Raw genomic sequence first — 16792 nt, 5'->3', positions numbered from 1 at the left:
TTAACCTTCAGCGGTCTCGTAACGCCCGGTCGGCGGTAGGCGGCCGCTCACCGACTCAGCCGCGGCGAGGAGCGCGGCGACGAACTTGTCGGAGGCGAAGGTGCATCCGGCGTGTCCGGCGTCCACGTCGAAGGTTTCGGCGTCGGGTATCCGGCTCGCCAACCACCGCTGCCGGCGCACCCCGAAGGCCCGGTCGCGTGTCGTCACCACCACCGCCGTCGGGACATCGACCTGGTGAATCCATGTCGTCGAGTCGAACCGGATGACCTCCGCCAGGGCCCGGGTGATCGCGCCGGGTGACGTGCTCCGCACCTGGTTGAGAAGCCACTGATGGTTCTGGAAAGCGCCGGCGGCCGCCATCGCGGCGGGCGTGAGTCGCCGTGCGGGCGGGCTCAGCGATTCGAGCAGCGCGGCGAAGAGACCGGTCGCGACCCGCTCGTAGCTGGCGCGGTTGACGGCAGCAGCTGCGGCACACAGCACCAACCCGTCGACCCGCGTTGGATGCCGCCTCCAAACCAGTTGGGCTACAAGTGAGCCCATCGAGTACCCGACCGGCACGAACGTGTCGATGTGCAGGGCATCAGCGAGGGCGGCGACGTCGTCGGCGCAGTCCTCGAGCAGGAACCGATGCGATGTGATGCCCTGACCGTGACCGCGTTGGTCGAAGACGACGACCCTCCCGAGGTTCTGCAATGCGTCCAACGCGGGGTACCACGTCATGACACCCGTGCACGCCACCGAGTGCAACAAGATGAAGACGGGGCCGTCCCGGTGCCCCGAGTCGACGACGTAGGTCGCGCCACGACCCGGGAGCTCCACCATCCGGCCCTCCGGGACGTTCGCGGCCGAGGCCAACGCGGGCAACGACGGCAGCCGCGGAATCGAGAGCTGTTTGGGCAGTTTCCAAGCGATTCCCCAACGATAGAGCCACAACAGCGAGCCGTCCGCCGATCGCGCCGCGCACCGCTGAGCACTCGCACAGCGTCGCGGGCTTAGACTGCGAGCGTGCGCGAGGTGCTCGACGAGTTGCTGACCGTGTGGCGGGACGGGGGCACCGCCGGTGTGGCCACGGTCGTGCGCACGATTCACTCGGCGCCGCGCCAACCCGGCGCGACCATGGTGGTCTGCCCCGACGGCTCAGTCGCCGGTTCCGTGTCGGGTGGCTGCGTCGAGGCCGCCGTGTACGAATTGGCCAACGACGTGGTCTCCTCCGGCCGCCCCGAACTGCAGCGCTACGGCATCAGCGACGACGACGCCTTCGCCGTCGGTCTCACGTGCGGCGGCATCATCGACGTCTTCGCCGAGCCGATGTCGCAGGGCACCTTCCCCCAGCTGCAGGCCATCGCCGACGACATCGCCGCCCACCGGCCGATCGCGGTCGCCACCGTCATCGCCCATCCCGACCCCGACCGGGTCGGGCGCCGCCTGGTGATCGGGACGGATTCGGTCGACGGCTCGCTGGGCTCGGCGCGCCTGGACGCCGCCGTCACCGACGATGCGCGCGGGCTGCTCGCCGCCGGCCGTACCGGCGTGCTGTCGTACGGACCCGACGGTCAGCGCCAGGAGACCGGCATGGAGGTGTTCGTCGCCAGCCACGCGCCGCCGCCGCGAATGCTGATCTTCGGCGCGATCGACTTCGCGGGCGCGCTCGCGCAGCAGGGGGCGCTGCTCGGATACCGCGTCACCGTGTGCGACGCCCGCCCGGTGTTCGCCACGCCGGCCCGCTTCCCCGGCGCGCATGAGGTCGTCGTCAACTGGCCCGACCGCTACCTGGTAGAACAGGCCGAGCTGGGCGCAATCGACGCCCGCACCGCGATCTGCGTGCTCACCCACGACCCGAAGTTCGACGTGCCAGTGCTGCAGGTCGCGCTGCGCCTGCCCGAGGTCGGCTACATCGGGGTGATGGGCTCGCGCCGGACCCACGACGACCGGATGGGCCGTTTGCGCGAGGCCGGGCTCACCGACGCGGAACTGACGCGGTTGGCCAGCCCGATCGGACTCGATCTCGGGGCCCGCACCCCGGAGGAGACCGCGGTTTCGATCGCCGCGGAGATCATCGCCCGCAGGTGGGGTGGCGGCGGCGCACCGCTCAGCGATACCGACGGGCGCATCCATCACGAACGATGAGACAGCGCGTATGGAAATGTCGTTCTCGAATGCGATAACGTCACTCTTTACACGGCGAAGAGAAGGGTGAACCGTGACTTCTGCTTCAGCGGAGAAGGTCGCGACCCGTTATGCAGGAACCCGGGTCGCGCGCGTCGAGGACAACCGGCTTCTCACCGGTCGCGGAACGTTCGTCGACGATGTCGTACGCCCCGGCATGCTGCACGCCTGCTTCGTGCGAAGCCCATTCGCGAGGGCCAGTATCAAGGGCATCGACGCGTCAGCCGCGCTGGCCATGCCCGGCGTCCATGCAGTGTTCACCGCCGACGACCTCAATCCCGACGTCAAGGAGGCGTGGCACGCGGTCGCCGGCAAGGACATCCCGGACACCCCGCGGCCGCCGCTGGCCGAGGGTGAGGTCAAGTTCGTCGGCGATCCGATCGCGCTCGTCGTCGCCGACAGCCGCTACCTCGCCGAGGATGCCGTCGATGCCGTCGACGTCGACTACGAACCCCTGCCTGCCGTCGCCGATTTCACCAAGGCGATCGGCGGTGCCGAGGCCGGTGTGCCCGTCGTCCACGAGGCCTATCCGGACAACGTCGCCGGCGGCATGGGCGGCGCGCCGCCAGACGAGGAGACCTTCTCCAACGCCGCCTGCGTTGCATCGGCGAACGTCTACCAGCAGATCTACGCGCCGGTGCCGATCGAATGCCGCGGCATGGTCGTGGAATGGACACCCGCGACCGGCGAACTGACGCTGTGGGCGTCGACGCAGACGCCGCACGAGTTGCGCGCGTTCTGTGCCCGCCTGCTCGGCATCCCGGCGCACAACGTGCGGGTCATCATGCGCGACACCGGCGGCGGCTTCGGGCAGAAGGTCGTGCCGATGCGCGAGGACATGTGCATCATGCTGGCCGCGCGCAAGGTTCCCGCACCCCTGAAGTGGATCGAGGACCGCCGCGAGAATCTGATGTCGGCCGGACAGGCCCGCCACGTCGACGGCACCGCCCGGGTGGCGCTCGACGAGGAGGGCACCATCCTGGCCGTCGACATCGACTTCGCCTACGACGTCGGCGCGTACCCCACGCCGTACCCGGTCCTGACCACCGCCGCGGTGGGCATGTTCTTCCCCGGCCCGTACCGGGTGCCGAAGGCCAGCTTCAACTACAAGACGGTGTTCTCCAACACCGCCGGGCTGGCCGCCTACCGCGGGCCCTGGCAGTACGAAACGCTTGCCCGCGAAGTACTTTTCGACATCGCCGCGCGCAAGATCGGTATGGATCCGGTCGAACTGCGCCGGCGCAACATCCTGCGCGGCGACGAAATGCCGTACTTCAACCCCAACGGCATGCCCTACGACCACGTCGCCCCCGCCGACACCTTCGAGCAGGCCGTGAAGATCCTCGACCACGAAGGCTTCCGCAAGGAGCAGGCCGAGGCGCTGGCCGACGGTCGCTACATCGGGCTCGGGTTCTCGGCGTACATCGAGCCGACGGGTGCCGCGACGGGTCACCTCGCATCCGAGGGTGCGACGATCCGGATGGAACCGACGGGCAAGATCAACGTCTACGTCAACGGCGGCTCGACCGGGAACAGCATCGAGACCACCGTGGTTCAACTGACCGCCGACGCGCTGGGCGCCGACATCGCCGATGTGTCGACGATCCAGGGCGACACCGCGGTCACGCCGTACGGCGCGGGCACGCAGGGCAGCCGCAGCGGTCCGATGACCGCAGGTGCGGTGGCCGAGGCCGGCGCGATGCTGCGCAAGCAGATCATCGCGATGGCGGCCCCGCACCTCGAGGTAGAGGAGTCCGATATCGAGCTGGCGGGTTCGCGCGCGGTGGTGCGCGAAAACCCGGACAAGAGCGTCACTTTCGCCGACCTGGCGTACCGCGCGTACTACGAACCCGGGCAGCTGCCACCGGGCGTGTCGGCCTCGCTGGAGGCCACCGCGCGGTTCACGTCGCAGGCGCCGATCCACTGGGCGAACGCCACGCACGCGTGCACGTGTGAGGTCGACGTCGAGACGGGGCGAGTCACGCTGACCCGCTACATCGTCAGCGAGGACGTCGGCCCGATGATCAACCCCAACGTCGTCGAGGGGCAGATCGCCGGCGGCACGGTGCAGGGCATCGGCGGGGCGTTGCTCGAGGACATGGCCTACGACGACGACGGCAACCCGCTGTCGAGCACCTTCGTCGACTACCTGCTGCCGACAGCCACCGAGGTGCCCGCGATCGAATACGGCCACGTCGAGATCCCCGGACCCGGTGTCGGCGGATACAAGGGTGTCGGCGAGGGCGGCGCCATCGGCTCGACACCCGCCGTCATCAACGCGATCAACGACGCCCTGGCACCTCTCGGCGTCACCCTGACCCGCCTGCCCGCCAGCCCGGCCGCGATCGTCGAGGCTATCGAGAAAGCCCAGAAGTGAGGATCAAGTGGAACTGAACAACGAGTTTCGGGTCGCGGTGCCTGCCGACAAGACGTGGGAGGTGCTGACCGACGTCGAGCGTGTCGCTCCGTGCCTGCCCGGGGCCACGCTGCTGTCGGTTGACGGCGATGACTTCACTGGCGCGGTGAAGGTCAAGGTCGGCCCGATCACGGTGTCCTACAAGGGTGTTGCCTCGTTTCAGGAGAAGGACGCCGCCGCCCAGCGCGTCGTGCTCAAGGCCGAGGGCAAGGAGACCCGCGGCAGCGGCAACGCCGCGGCCATCGTCACCGCGCAGCTCAAGGACGAGGGGGCCGCGGGCACCGTCGTCTACATCAACACCGATCTGACGATCTCCGGTAAGGCCGCTCAATTCGGACGCGGCGTGCTCGCCGACGTGGCATCCAACCTGATCGGCCAGTTCGCCAAGTCGCTGGAGGCCAGCGTGCTCGGCGACGGCGCGACGAACGGAGCCTCCGCGCCGACCACCGCCCCGACGGCGGAGGCGGCCGCGGCGACGGCCCAGGCCGACGCCGGGGATTCCATCGACATGCTCAAAGTCGTTGCGCTGCCGATGGCCAAGCGGGCCGCCCCGGTCGCGGCCGCCGTCGCCGGCGGCTTGGCGGTCGGCTTCCTCATCGGCCGGCGTCGCAAGAAGGCACCGGCCGCGGTGCTAGCAGACGACCTGCAGGCCGCATTGGCCAGGCTGCTCAGCTCGCCGACGGAGCGGCTGCGGTCATGAAAGCCGCTCCGTTCACCTACCATCGCCCGGACTCGGTCAAGGAGGCGGTCGACATGCTCGCCGAGTTCGGCGAGGATGCGAAAATCCTTGCGGGCGGGCAGAGTCTGGTGCCGATGCTGGCGATGCGGCTGACGCACTTCGACAACCTCATCGACATCTCCCGCATCGACGAGCTTCGCAGCATCGACTTGGTGGACGGCGCGGTGCGCGTGGCAGCGGGCACCCCGCACTCGTTCGTCGGCATGGATGACGAAGTGGCGGAATCGGTTCCGCTGCTGACGCTGGCCACGCCACACATCGGGCACTTCCAGATCCGGACCAGGGGCACGCTCGGTGGCGCCATCGCACACGCCGACCCCGCGGCAGAGTATGCGGCGGTGGCGTTGGCGCTCGACGCGCAGATGGATGCGGTGTCCTCGACGGGGTCTCGGCAGATTGCGGCGAAGGACTTCTTCACCGGCCTCTGGGAAACCTCGCTGCAGCCCGGGGAGATGTTGACCGCGGTGCACTTCCCCGTGTGGGGTGAGCGATCCGGTTTCGCGCTGGAGGAATTCGCCCGCCGTCACGGCGACTTCGCGATCGCGGGTGCTGCGGTGGCGGTCGAACTCGGCACCGACGACCGGGTAACCCGTTGCGGCATAGGCTTGTTGGGCCTGGGATCGACGCCGCTGCGCGGCACCGCCGCCGAGGAGGCCGTCACCGGTCGCCCCGTCGGTGAGCTCAGCGCCGAGGAGGTCGGCAGGCTCGCACTGACCGGCCTCGAGGACATCCCGTCCGACTTGCAGGGGTCGGCCACCTACCGGGCCAAGGTCGGCGCGACGATGGTCGCCCGCGCCTGGTCCCGCGCCACAACGGAGGCAATCGATGCATGAACTGCCGGTCGAGATGACGGTCAACGGGCGCACATTCTCAGCGACCGTGGAACCGCGAATCACGCTCGCGGACTTCCTGCGGGAGAAGTGTGGCCTGACGGGGACGCACCTCGGTTGTGAGCACGGCGCCTGCGGTGCATGCACCGTGCTGCTCAACGGCGACGCGGTGCGCGCGTGCCTGCTCTTCGCCGTTCAGGCCGAGGGTATGGAGGTCACCACCGTAGAGGGCATCGGCGGCGCGGACGGCGAACTGTCGCCCGTGCAGGCCGCGCTGCGCGAATGCCATGGCCTGCAGTGCGGTTTCTGCACGCCGGGGTTCGTCACCTCGATAACCGCATTGCTTCGCGACAACCCCAATCCGACCGACGAAGAGATCCGTGAGGGTTTGTCGGGCAACTTCTGCCGGTGCACCGGCTATCAGGGGATCGTCAACGCCGTGCATCGCGCGGCCGAGATGACCTAAGTCCTGCCGCGACGGCCGCGACCCGGCATCGTGGACGCCATGGATATCGGGTTCATCGGTCTGGGCAACATGGGCGCTCCGATGGCGGTCAATCTCCTCGGGGCGGGGCACCGGGTGACGGCCTACAACCGCTCCGCGGAAAAGGTCTCGACACTCGCTGAACGTGGCGCCACGGCCGCGGCCTCTATCGCCGACGCGTGCCGCGGCGAGTGCGTGGTCACGATGCTGGCCGACGACGGTGCGGTCGAGGCGGTTTCGTTGTCCGACGACGGCATCGTGTCCGCGCTGTCTCCCGGCGCCGTGCACATCTCGTGCAGCACGATCAGCGCCGCACTCACCGACCGGCTGGCCGACGTGCACGCCGCCGCCGGCCAGCGTTTCGTATCGGCACCTGTTTTCGGCCGGCCGGAGGCGGCGGCCGCGGCGAAGTTGTTCGTGATCGCAGCGGGCGACGCGGCGGCCGTGACGGACGCCGGACCGGTGTTCGACGCGATCGGTCAGCGTACGTTCGTCGTGTCCGAGACCCCGAGGGCCGCGACCCTGATCAAACTCAGCGGCAACTTCCTGATCGCATCGGTCATCGAGGCGCTCAGCGAAGCCATGGCCCTGGTCGTCAAGGGTGCGGTGACCAAACCCGACTATCTGGAGATCCTGACGTCGACGCTGTTCGACGCACCGGTGTACCGGACCTACGGCGGGCTGATGGCGCGAGGCGAGTTCGAACCCGCCGGCTTCGCCGCCACACTCGGGCTCAAAGATGTCCGGCTGGCGCTGGCCGCGGGCGAAGAGCTGCGCGTTCCGTTGCCGATCGCCAGTTTGGTGCGCGACAAGTTCCTGACCTTGATCGCCAGGGGCGGCGGTGAGCTCGACTGGTCGGCGCTGAGCACCGTCGCGGATTGGGAGTCCGGCGCCGAGCCCACCCGCTGAGACGATACGATCGGCGCTTCTTCGAAATCCGAGGAGCACCATGCTGATCGCGGTCACCGGAGGCACCGGTTACGTCGGCGCCCACTGCGTGCGCGCCCTGCTCGAAGCCGGCCACCGCGTGCGTTTACTTGTTGCGCCGGACGCCGAGGGCGCCCCGGTTCTCGCCCGCCTCGCCGAGATCGGCGAGGTCGAAACGATGAGCGGCGACATCCGCCAGACCGCCACGGTGGACGCGCTGCTTGACGGCTGCGATGCGGTGCTGCACGGCGCCGGCGTGGTCGGCACGGACAAGCGGCGCAGCAAGCTGATGTGGGAGGTGAACGCCAACGCCACCGAGGCGGTGCTGACCCGAGCGGCGTCCGGCGGGCTGGATCCGGTCGTGCTGGTCAGCAGCTACAGCGCGCTGTTCCCGCCGCCGAACGGGGTGATCGGTCCCGACACGCCGACCGCGCCAGGGCGCAGTCCGTACGCGCAGACCAAGGCCTACGCCGACCGGGTGGCGCGGCGATTGCAGGACGAGGGCGCGCCGGTGGTCATCACCTACCCGTCCAGCGTGGTGGGTCCGGCGTTCCACACCGCGGCGGGCGTCACCGAGCGCGGATGGGCGCCGATGGTGCGATGGGGCGTCGCGCCTCGATTGCGCGGCGGCATGCAGATGATCGACGTCCGCGACGTCGCCGACGTCCACGCGGCGCTGTTCACCCCCGGCCGCGGGCCGCGCCGCTACGTGTGCGGCGGCGAATTGCTCACGTTCGAGGAGATGATTTCGGCGCTCGAGCGGGGTGCGAACCGCCGGTTCCGGCGGATTCCCGTCAGCCAGGGCATGTTTCGCGGTATCAGCATCGTCGGGGAGGCGTTGTCCGGCGTCGTCGACCTGGGTGACGGCCTGACGTACGAGGCCGCGCTGCTGCTGACCGCGGCGACGCCGACCGACGACTCCGCGACCACCGGGGACCTCGGCATCACCTGGCGCTCCCCGATCGACGCGATCGTCGCATCGTTCGAACCGCAGCAGTCGGTCCCGTAACCACCGGCGGCCGGGTATACCTGCGGTCATGCTGGGTCCGTCGCCGCTGTGGTTGGTGCTCGACCTGCTCGGCACTTTCGCGTTCGCGCTCAACGGGGCGCTGACGGCGGTGCGCGCCGAACGCCTCGACATCTTCGGGGTCATCACGCTCGGCATGTTCACCGGATTGGGCGGCGGCACGATCCGCGAGTGTTGATCGGCCGAATCCCGACGGTGCTACGCAGGAGCTGAACGCGATACCCGCACTGATCGGCGGAGCCTGTGTGGGTGCCGCCGACGCCTACGGCTACCGCGGCACACTGGCCGCGGTGTTCGGGGCGCTGGTCTGCTTCACCATCCGCCTGGTCGGCGTCCGCTTCGACCTCCACGCCCCGCGGGTGCCGGACGGACCGGACTGAGGCGTCACGCGCCCGATCGCTGCGCGCGGAACGCCCTGTGGTATCGCTCGGCGGCGCTCTCGCGCAGCTTGCTGGTGAGGTCGCGGTGATCCCCGATCAGGTAGCCCGTCACGCCCAGCGCAGTGGCGGCCGCGCCGGGAATCCAGGCCGCCCATGCGGCGGGATCGCTCCAGAACCCCGCGGCGGTCGGTGCGAGGAACAACGCGAAACCGACAGCGGCCAGCATGAAGTAGTCGCGGGTCGGGTCGATCGCGGTCCACGACCACAGTGCAACGATGATCAAGAAGACCCCCAACCCGACCGTGCTCGCCACCGCGGCCGCCGACGACCGGACCACGAGGGAACCGAGCAGCACGGTGCCCAGGCCGATCACCAACGCGGCACCGGTGATCAGGGCCGCCGTCGCATCGCGTTTCGAGTCGCGGTGACCCCAGTGGCTGATGCCCGTGACCGTGGGCGGCCGCCCGGTCACCCATCCGATCGCGCCGAGCGTCATCACCAGCGGGCCGGCCACCAGACCGGTCCACGTCGCGCCGGGGTCCGGGAAGAAAGCCGCCCCGAGGAACGGCAACATGGCCATACCCAGCCCGATCGCGACAAGGCCCCAGCTGCCGGGCGTGCGGACCCGCGCGAGAAGCGAGAGCGCGGCGAAGAACACGACGAAGGCGCCGAATGCGAGTGTGAGCCCGCGTCCGGCCGGGGTCGAGGTGGCGGTGACGGCGGCGATGACGGCGGCGATGCCTATCAGCAGGGACGCCCAACTCGTCCAATGTCGGGGTTGCCTGTTCATGTCTTTCACTCCTGTCGGTCTCGGTGGGTGGGCCGCGGCGCACTCACCGCGCTCAGCCGCCGCTAGGTTTTGGGAAGCGCTCCACCCTCGGCCTCCCAACGTGGGATGGCCACCTGGGTAAGCCACTGGTCGTCGTCACGCCACAGGCCATGTTTCGGTGAACTGCCCGGCGTCTCACGCCGTGTCGGTGGTCGTTGCGGTGATCGCGTGAACACCGCCGTGCCGCCGATTTTTTCGATCGACGCGGTCATGTCTGTTTGCCCTCACTCGGTCTCGTCGCTATGGAGCCCGGACCCACTTCGTCGGGGGTCCGGGCAACACCTTCCATGCTGCGGGCAGACAAGGGGCAAAGCATTGCCTCGCGCCGACAACCGTCGAGTCAGGCGTTGTTCGCGCGCAACAAAGCTCGCGCATAGGCGATTTGATTCAGATGGGCTGGGTCGCTAGCTACGGTCTGGCTCGGTGCGCGGCCCGAAGCCGGACTGCGACTCACCCGCTGTCGCATGCCTTCCGACATGGGCCTCGGCGCGCATGCGGTCGACCATGTGCGGGTAGTGCAGCTCGAACGCGGGCCGCTCGGAACGGATTCGGGGCAGCTCGGTGAAGTTGTGCCGCGGCGGCGGGCACGACGTCGCCCACTCCAGCGAGTTGCCGTAACCCCACGGATCGTCGACCGTCACCGGCTCGCCGTAGCGCCAGCTCTTGAACACATTCCACGCGAAGGGCAGCACCGAGAGTCCGAGAATGAACGCGCCGATCGACGACACGACGTTGAGAACGGTGAAGCCGTCGGTCGGCAGATAGTCGGCGTAGCGGCGCGGCATGCCCTCGTCACCCAGCCAGTGCTGCACCAAGAACGTGGTGTGGAAGCCGATGAACGTCAGCCAGAAGTGCAACTTGCCCAGCCGCTCGTCGAGCAGTCGGCCCGTCATCTTCGGGAACCAGAAGTAGATACCGGCATACGTCGCGAACACGATCGTGCCGAACAGCACGTAATGGAAATGGGCGACCACGAAGTAGGAGTCCGTGACGTGGAAGTCGAGCGGCGGGCTGGCCAGCATCACACCTGTGAGGCCACCGAGCAGGAAGGTGACGAGAAACCCGATGGAAAACAACATGGGTGTCTCGAACGTCAACTGGCCTTTCCACATCGTGCCGATCCAGTTGAAGAACTTGATACCGGTCGGGACCGCGATCAGATAAGTCATGAACGAGAAGAACGGCAGCAGGACCGCACCGGTGGCGAACATGTGGTGCGCCCACACCGCCACCGAGAGCGCCGCGATCGCCAGCGTCGCGTACACCAGCGTGGTGTAGCCGAAGATCGGCTTGCGGCTGAACACCGGGAACACTTCGGTGACGATGCCGAAGAACGGCAACGCGATGATGTACACCTCGGGGTGGCCGAAGTACCAGAACAGGTGCTGGTAGAGGATTGGCCCGCCGTTCGCCGGGTCGTAGATGTGCGCCCCGAGATGACGATCTGCGGCCAGGCCGAAAAGCGCGGCGGTCAGGATCGGGAAGACCATCAGCACCAGGATCGACGTCACCGTGATGTTCCACGTGAAGATCGGCATCCGGAACATCGTCATACCGGGTGCGCGCATGCACACCACGGTGGTGATCATGTTGACACCGCCGAGGATCGTGCCCAGACCACCGACGGCCAGGCCCAGGATCCACAAGTCACCGCCGGCCCCCGGCGAGTGAATGGCGTTGCTCAGCGGCGCATAGGCGGTCCAGCCGAAGTCGGCGGCCCCGCCCGGGGTGATGAAGCCGGCGAGGGCGATCATGGCGCCGAATACGAACAGCCAGAACGACAGGGCGTTCAGACGTGGAAAGGCCACGTCGGGCGCGCCGATCTGCAGCGGCAGCACCAGGTTGGCGAACCCGAACACGATCGGCGTCGCGTAGAACAGCAGCATCGCCGTGCCGTGCATGGTGAACAGCTGGTTGAACTGCTCGTTGGACAGGAACTGCAACCCCGGCATCGCCAGCTCGGCGCGCATGAACAGCGCCATCAGCCCGCCGATGAAGAAGAAGGTGAAGCAGGCGACGCAGTACATGATGCCGATAATCTTGTGATCGGTCGTGGTGATGAGCTTGTAGACCAGGTTGCCTCGCGGGCCCATCCTCGCGGGGAACGGGCGGCGTGCCTGCAGCTTCGGGACCGAGGTCACTTCGGCGGTCACTTCGGAACCCTCCCTTCGGCGAGGGGTCGTCGTGACGTCAATAGTAGGTAGCCTGCGCGCACGCCGAAAGCCATTGGACGAAGCCGCGCGGCCGGCCGGATCAGCCGGCCGCGTTCACCGGCTCCTCGTCACCGCTGTGCATGCCGTACGGCACCGCGGTCAGCATCGTGACCGAGAGGTCACCGCCGCTAGGGAGCTTGAAGGCCCGCCGCTCACCCGGTTTGGCGCCGAGAATGGCCGCACCCAGCGGCGACTGCGTCGAATAGACCTCCATGTCGCCGTGCTCGGCGCTGCGCACGCCGAGGAGAAACGTCTCGATCTCCCCGGTGTCGTCATAGCGGACGGTGACGACCATGCCCGGCTCGGCGATCCCGTCGTCCGGTGGGTCCTCCCCCACGACGGCGTTGATCAGCATCTCGTGGATCTGCTGGATTCGCGCCTGCCGCGCTCGCTTTATCGCGATCGCGTTCTCGTCCGTCTCTTCGTCGCTGGCGGCGTTCGCGCAGAGTTCACGCAGGGTGGCCAGTTCGGTTTGCAGCCGCTCGTAGGCGACCCGTGAAATCCAAATCCGTTGCGCACTGGTCATGTTCGGTCCTTCCGTGTGGTCAGGCTGGGAGTCGGCCGGCCGCCGAATCGATGGCGGCCCCGTAGGGTTTGGCCGCCAGGAGCGTCACTCGCAGCTCCTTGCCGGTGGGGGCCGTGTGTCTCACCGATGTCGTCGTAGCGGACTGTCACGACCATGCCCGGCTCGGCCACCGCGTCGTCGGGTACCTCCAACCGGGGTCGGGCCTGGAGGGCCGCCAGCTCGGCCTGCAGTCGGATATAGGCACGTCGCGTCATCCAGATGCGGTCGGCGCTGGTCATGTTCGTCCTTTCTCGAAAGGGTTGCCGTCAGGGGCGGGCCGTGGGCTGTGGGTAGCGCCGCCCCTGACGACTCGCAGTGCCCCGCGAAGGGCAGGAGTGAGACGCCGTCGGTCTGGGGCTAGGCGATCGCACGGCGAAGCGGATCGAACGGCCGCAACGCCTCGGGCTGCTTGCCCGTGCTGATCTGTTCGGCGAGTAGCCGGCCCGTCACCGGTCCGTGCGCCAGGCCCCACATGCCGTGGCCGCCGGCGACGTAGACGTTTCGCGACATCTCGCCGATGAGGGGGCGGCCGTCGGGAGTCATCGGCCGGGGGCCGACCCAGATGTCGCTGCGCTCGGCCCACCGGACGCCGTCGAGAAGCTTGCTCGCCGACGCGACGATCGCGCCCACCCGTTCGGGGATCACGGGTTCGTGGGGGTCGCGGAATTCCATCGTGCCCGCCACGCGCAATGCGCCGCGGTAGGGCGTGCACGCGACGCGGATGTCCGGCAGGTAGATAGGCCCGGGGATGGGGCGGTCCACGGGAACGGTGAAGGAGTACCCGCGGCCCGACTCCACCGGGACGCGCAATCGGTGGCCGGTCAGCCGCGACATCCATGCGCCGGTGGCAATCACGGCGGTGTCCGCGCTCAGATGCTTGCCGCTGTGAGGCTGGACCACCACGCCGTTGCCGGTGCTGAACACGCCGCGGACATCGAGCGTCAGGATCGTCGCCCCGCGCTCCTCGACCGCGCGGCCCAGTGCCTGCACGAAACGACCCGGGTCGACGAAGCGCTGGTTGTTGATGTTGATGCCGGCGGTGACCGCATGCGACGCCAGCGGCACCTGTTCCCGCAGCGCCTCTCCGGACAGCCCCGTCACGAACAGATCCTGACCGGCCCGCTCGAGGACACGCAGTTCGCGCATCATCTGCTCGGCGTCTTCGGTGCTGAGGAACAGCGCGGTGATCGGGGCGTCCGTTACCGGGGCGTCGACGCCGTTCGCGATGAGGACGTCGAAGGCCTCGATGCACTCCTGGTTCAGCGGCACATTGGCCTCCACCGCGCGATTCCACGCCGTCGCGCGGCAGTTGGCGGCGAACTGGGCCAGAAACAGCCACAGCGCGCCGTCGACGCTCCACGGGATGTGCAGGGGAGCGTTCTGGTCGCGCAACGAGCGCAGGCCATAGCGCAGCGTCTTCGGCGAGTTCAGCGGAATCGTCAGTGCCGGCGACACCCAGCCGGCGTTGCCCCAGGACGCCCCGGAGGCCACGCCACTTCGGTCGACGACGGTGACGTCGACACCGCGCTCCTGCAGGAACCACGCCGTTGACAGGCCGACGATGCCGGCGCCGACCACGATCGCAGACCGCGGCCCACCGTCAATCCGCTCGCCGCCGACCATGGGGAATACCTCCATCGCTGAGTTCGGAAATTCCTCGAAAAGTTCGTTGTCCCCATGGTGGGAGGAGTGAGCTCGATCCGGGTTGCCGCGGCGGGACAATCCCTCGCTGCGCCGTTGTCGCGATCCGACAAAGGCCCGAACGCCGATGGAGCGGCCTAGGCGTCGGTCGCGGCAAGTTCGATCATCATGGCCAGGCGCTTGCGGGCGTCGTCCAGCGGCAGCTCGGTGATCTCGCCCATCTTGCGTAGGCGGTACCGCACGGTGTTCTCGTGTACGCCCAGGCGGTGTCCCGCCCCGGCGGGATCACCCAGCGCCTCCAGGTAGGCCCTCAACGTCGAGACGTACTCCGTGTCATGGCTCTGGTCGTGACGTCGCAATTCGGCGACGGGCCCGCGGTCCGGGGTGCGTCCCGAGCGGGCGGCGGTGCGCAGGCGCTGCAGCAGGATCTCGTGCCACGACTCGTCGTAGGCGGGCGGGACGGCATCCAGCGGGCCGACCTCGTGCAGCGCCAGACACTCGTCGGCCTCCTGCCGCGCCGCGGGCAGATCGACGGCGACGGCCGGCTTGCTGATACCGGCCACCACTGTGACCCGGTCGGGCAGGGCCGCCCGTAAACCGGCGACCCACTTGCGGGCGGCGGCAACCTGCTCGCCGGGAAGCAGGGTGTAGACCGTGTTGCCCGCCAGCGCGCTTCGGCCCGGTCGCGACCAGCCGAAGCCGGCGGTCGCCCGCTCGAAGGCCAACAACAGCGCCGCGTCACGTTCGGCGCCGATCGACGCCTGCACGGCGATGACCCGCACCGGACCTTGCGACAACCCCAGCCTGCTCGCCGACGCCGCGGCGTCCGCGCTGCCGTCGAGTAGCCGCAGCACCAGGTCGGATTCGACCTGACGCTCGAGATCGGCACTGGCACGCGACCGCAACAAATGCAGCGCCACGGTCCTCGCGCCGTCGGCCAGCGCCGTGCGTACGGGCTCCACCAACGGCTTCGGGGTCGAAACCCACACCGACCCCATCAGTTCGCGGCCGGAGCGCACGGCGACGACCATGCGGCCGGACACGCCGTGGTCGCCGTCCGCCTCGACGAACATCGGCTCGTCGGACGATGCGAGATGCGTGGACACGCCTCGGGAATCGAAGAACTCGCGCAACCATTCCGGCGCCTGCCGGTTCATGATCGTCGCAACGCGGGCCCGGTCGGCGTTCTCCTGCATCGTCGAATACGCCAACACGCGCGACAACGGGTCCTCGATGGTCACCGCACCACCCACCGATTCGGCCAGACTGTCGGCGAGCGCGAACAAATCCGTTGGGCCCCGGCCGGATTCGGTTTCGCGGCCCTCCAGCACCAACCCGTAGACGATCGCGGCGAGTTCACTCCACGGCACCGCCGGATCGACGACCATCACCGCGACGCCTTCGACCATCCCCGCGAACGTGGTGTCATGGTCGCCGTCGCGAAGAAGTACGACCACGGCGCGCGCCGAAACCGCCCACCGCAGCGCCTCGTTGACCGTTCGCGCGCCGATCGCCAGCAAGACGTCGCCGGTGACCGTGCGGCCGTCGATGACCTCGTGCATCACCACGCTGCCCAACTCCGTGGAGCGGGGCACCGGGCAGAAGCGCAGGCGCACGCCGTAACTGCCGAGCACGTTGACCAGCCGGTCCAAGGTGACCACGGGCCGACGTTACCGCGCGCCCTACAGAGCGCGGGTGCTTAGTTGGCGACAACCCCCCGCAGACCCTCGGCGCCGAACAGCGGCTCGAGCATCGACGAGTAGTCCGGGCCGCGACGCACCAGCTGGCCGCCGTCGACGTTGATGACCTGGCCGGTGATGAAACTCGCCGCGTCGCTGAGCAGGAAGAGCGAGGCGTTGGCGATGTCCTCGACCTCACCCGCCCGCGGCAACGGCGTGCACGCCGCGTAGTCGCCGCTCAACTCCGGAGATTCGAGTACCGGGGCGACGAGTTCGGTGCGGATCAGGCCGGGCCGGATGCAGTTCACCCGGACCCAGGAGGGGCCGAGCTCGTCGGCGGCGAGCTGCATCAGATGGTCGATGCCCGCCTTGGACACGCCGTACGCGCCGAACCAGCGGTGGGTGTTGCTCGCTGCGATCGACGAGATGCCGATGAAGGATCCGCCGCCGCCGCGCACCATCTCGCGCGCCGAATGCTTGAGCACGTACATGGTGCCGTTGATGTTGAGATCGACGGTGCGCCGCCACAGCTCGGAGTCGATCTGCGTGATCGGTCCGATCGTCTCGCTCCCGCCCGCACAGTGCACGACGCCGTAGAGCCGACCGGTCCATGCCGTCGTGGCCTCCACGACGCGGACCACCTCGTCCTCGTTCGTCACATCGGCCGGCTCGTAGAGCACCGAGCCGGGGCCTCCCTGCGCCTTGATCTCGTCGGCCGCTGCGGACAACTTGTCGGCGTTGCGGCCGACGAGCATCGCGTTACCGCCCGCGGCGACCACCGCGGCCGCCACACCCTTGCCGATGCCACTGCCGCCGCCTGTGACCAAAACCGTGCGACCCGTCAAGGACAACTCCACCGCAGACCCCTTCGCCGTAGCTAGAACAGGTTCCAGTTA

At 68.6% G+C, this 16792-nt stretch carries 17 protein-coding genes; 9 read left to right on the top strand and 8 right to left on the bottom strand.

All coding sequences use genetic code 11. The annotated features are described in order from the left end of the window. Entirely contained in the window at positions 1-933 is a 933-nt protein-coding gene (locus A5650_RS07120) for an alpha/beta fold hydrolase (RefSeq protein ID WP_231992557.1), read from the bottom strand. A 72-nt stretch (positions 934-1005) separates the two neighbouring features. On the opposite strand from A5650_RS07120, the gene A5650_RS07115 reads away from it, so the two are divergent. The 9 genes from A5650_RS07115 (at position 1006) to A5650_RS27650 (ending at position 8969) form a co-directional block, all read left to right on the top strand. Further along, positions 1006-2127: an XdhC family protein gene (locus A5650_RS07115; protein ID WP_067288142.1), complete on the top strand. Its 1122-nt coding sequence runs from the start codon at positions 1006-1008 to the stop codon at positions 2125-2127. A gap of 73 nt (positions 2128-2200) precedes the next feature. Next, on the top strand, positions 2201-4543 hold the full coding sequence (locus A5650_RS07110) for a xanthine dehydrogenase family protein molybdopterin-binding subunit (RefSeq protein ID WP_067288139.1): 2343 nt from the start codon (positions 2201-2203) through the stop codon (positions 4541-4543). 7 nt (positions 4544-4550) lie between these two features. Then, on the top strand, positions 4551-5282 hold the full coding sequence (locus tag A5650_RS07105) for an SRPBCC family protein (protein ID WP_067288137.1): 732 nt from the start codon (positions 4551-4553) through the stop codon (positions 5280-5282). Beyond that, a complete protein-coding gene (locus A5650_RS07100; protein ID WP_067288135.1) occupies positions 5279-6154 on the top strand; it encodes an FAD binding domain-containing protein in 876 nt (291 codons plus the stop codon). Before A5650_RS07105 ends, A5650_RS07100 begins: the two co-directional genes overlap by 4 nt. Then, a complete protein-coding gene (locus A5650_RS07095) occupies positions 6147-6617 on the top strand; it encodes a (2Fe-2S)-binding protein (protein WP_067288131.1) in 471 nt (156 codons plus the stop codon). The genes A5650_RS07100 and A5650_RS07095 overlap by 8 nt, the downstream gene beginning before the upstream one ends. A gap of 39 nt (positions 6618-6656) precedes the next feature. After that, positions 6657-7544: an NAD(P)-dependent oxidoreductase gene (locus A5650_RS07090; RefSeq protein ID WP_067288476.1), complete on the top strand. Its 888-nt coding sequence runs from the start codon at positions 6657-6659 to the stop codon at positions 7542-7544. A 40-nt stretch (positions 7545-7584) separates the two neighbouring features. Then, entirely contained in the window at positions 7585-8571 is a 987-nt protein-coding gene (locus A5650_RS07085) for an NAD-dependent epimerase/dehydratase family protein (protein WP_067288128.1), read from the top strand. Positions 8572-8599: 28 nt separating this feature from the next. After that, a complete protein-coding gene (locus A5650_RS27655; protein WP_502687051.1) occupies positions 8600-8767 on the top strand; it encodes a TRIC cation channel family protein in 168 nt (55 codons plus the stop codon). A gap of 67 nt (positions 8768-8834) precedes the next feature. Continuing rightward, positions 8835-8969, top strand: coding sequence for a hypothetical protein (locus tag A5650_RS27650; RefSeq protein WP_502687050.1), 135 nt, complete (start codon positions 8835-8837; stop codon positions 8967-8969). Positions 8970-8973: 4 nt separating this feature from the next. Here A5650_RS27650 and A5650_RS07075 read toward each other — a convergent pair whose 3' ends face one another. The 7 genes from A5650_RS07075 to A5650_RS07040 form a co-directional block, all read right to left on the bottom strand. Next, entirely contained in the window at positions 8974-9759 is a 786-nt protein-coding gene (locus A5650_RS07075) for a hypothetical protein (protein ID WP_067288125.1), read from the bottom strand. 443 nt (positions 9760-10202) lie between these two features. Beyond that, positions 10203-11891, bottom strand: a complete 1689-nt coding sequence (gene ctaD, locus A5650_RS07065; RefSeq protein WP_156744038.1) for an aa3-type cytochrome oxidase subunit I — start codon at positions 11889-11891, stop codon at positions 10203-10205. A 160-nt stretch (positions 11892-12051) separates the two neighbouring features. After that, on the bottom strand, positions 12052-12537 hold the full coding sequence (locus A5650_RS07060; protein ID WP_067288115.1) for a GreA/GreB family elongation factor: 486 nt from the start codon (positions 12535-12537) through the stop codon (positions 12052-12054). Then, on the bottom strand, positions 12534-12815 hold the full coding sequence (locus tag A5650_RS07055; RefSeq protein WP_067288112.1) for a GreA/GreB family elongation factor: 282 nt from the start codon (positions 12813-12815) through the stop codon (positions 12534-12536). The genes A5650_RS07060 and A5650_RS07055 overlap by 4 nt, the downstream gene beginning before the upstream one ends. Positions 12816-12933: 118 nt before the next feature. Then, entirely contained in the window at positions 12934-14199 is a 1266-nt protein-coding gene (locus A5650_RS07050) for an NAD(P)/FAD-dependent oxidoreductase (protein ID WP_067288109.1), read from the bottom strand. A gap of 155 nt (positions 14200-14354) precedes the next feature. After that, positions 14355-15878 (bottom strand): PucR family transcriptional regulator, encoded by a 1524-nt coding sequence (locus A5650_RS07045; protein WP_067288106.1) that lies wholly within the window; start codon positions 15876-15878, stop codon positions 14355-14357. Between the two features lie 38 nt (positions 15879-15916). Further along, entirely contained in the window at positions 15917-16753 is an 837-nt protein-coding gene (locus A5650_RS07040) for an SDR family oxidoreductase (protein ID WP_067084267.1), read from the bottom strand. Between the last annotated feature and the right edge of the window lie 39 nt (positions 16754-16792).

The organism is Mycobacterium sp. 1164985.4, from assembly GCF_001668575.1.
GTDB lineage: Bacteria > Actinomycetota > Actinomycetes > Mycobacteriales > Mycobacteriaceae > Mycobacterium.
This window is presented reverse-complemented; position numbering and strand designations above follow the sequence as displayed.

What these genes read in the sequence shown, in the direction of transcription:
- A5650_RS07100 (WP_067288135.1), top strand. Translation starts at nt 5,279, where the DNA reads ATGAAAGCCGCTCCGTTCACCTACCATCGCCCGGACTCGGTCAAGGAG.
- A5650_RS07095 (WP_067288131.1), top strand. Translation starts at nt 6,147, where the DNA reads ATGCATGAACTGCCGGTCGAGATGACGGTCAACGGGCGCACATTCTCA.
- A5650_RS07090 (WP_067288476.1), top strand. Translation starts at nt 6,657, where the DNA reads ATGGATATCGGGTTCATCGGTCTGGGCAACATGGGCGCTCCGATGGCG.
- A5650_RS07085 (WP_067288128.1), top strand. Translation starts at nt 7,585, where the DNA reads ATGCTGATCGCGGTCACCGGAGGCACCGGTTACGTCGGCGCCCACTGC.
- A5650_RS27655 (WP_502687051.1), top strand. Translation starts at nt 8,600, where the DNA reads ATGCTGGGTCCGTCGCCGCTGTGGTTGGTGCTCGACCTGCTCGGCACT.
- A5650_RS07075 (WP_067288125.1), bottom strand. Translation starts at nt 9,759, where the DNA reads ATGAACAGGCAACCCCGACATTGGACGAGTTGGGCGTCCCTGCTGATA.
- ctaD (WP_156744038.1), bottom strand. Translation starts at nt 11,891, where the DNA reads ATGGGCCCGCGAGGCAACCTGGTCTACAAGCTCATCACCACGACCGAT.
- A5650_RS07060 (WP_067288115.1), bottom strand. Translation starts at nt 12,537, where the DNA reads ATGACCAGTGCGCAACGGATTTGGATTTCACGGGTCGCCTACGAGCGG.
- A5650_RS07055 (WP_067288112.1), bottom strand. Translation starts at nt 12,815, where the DNA reads ATGACCAGCGCCGACCGCATCTGGATGACGCGACGTGCCTATATCCGA.
- A5650_RS07050 (WP_067288109.1), bottom strand. Translation starts at nt 14,199, where the DNA reads ATGGTCGGCGGCGAGCGGATTGACGGTGGGCCGCGGTCTGCGATCGTG.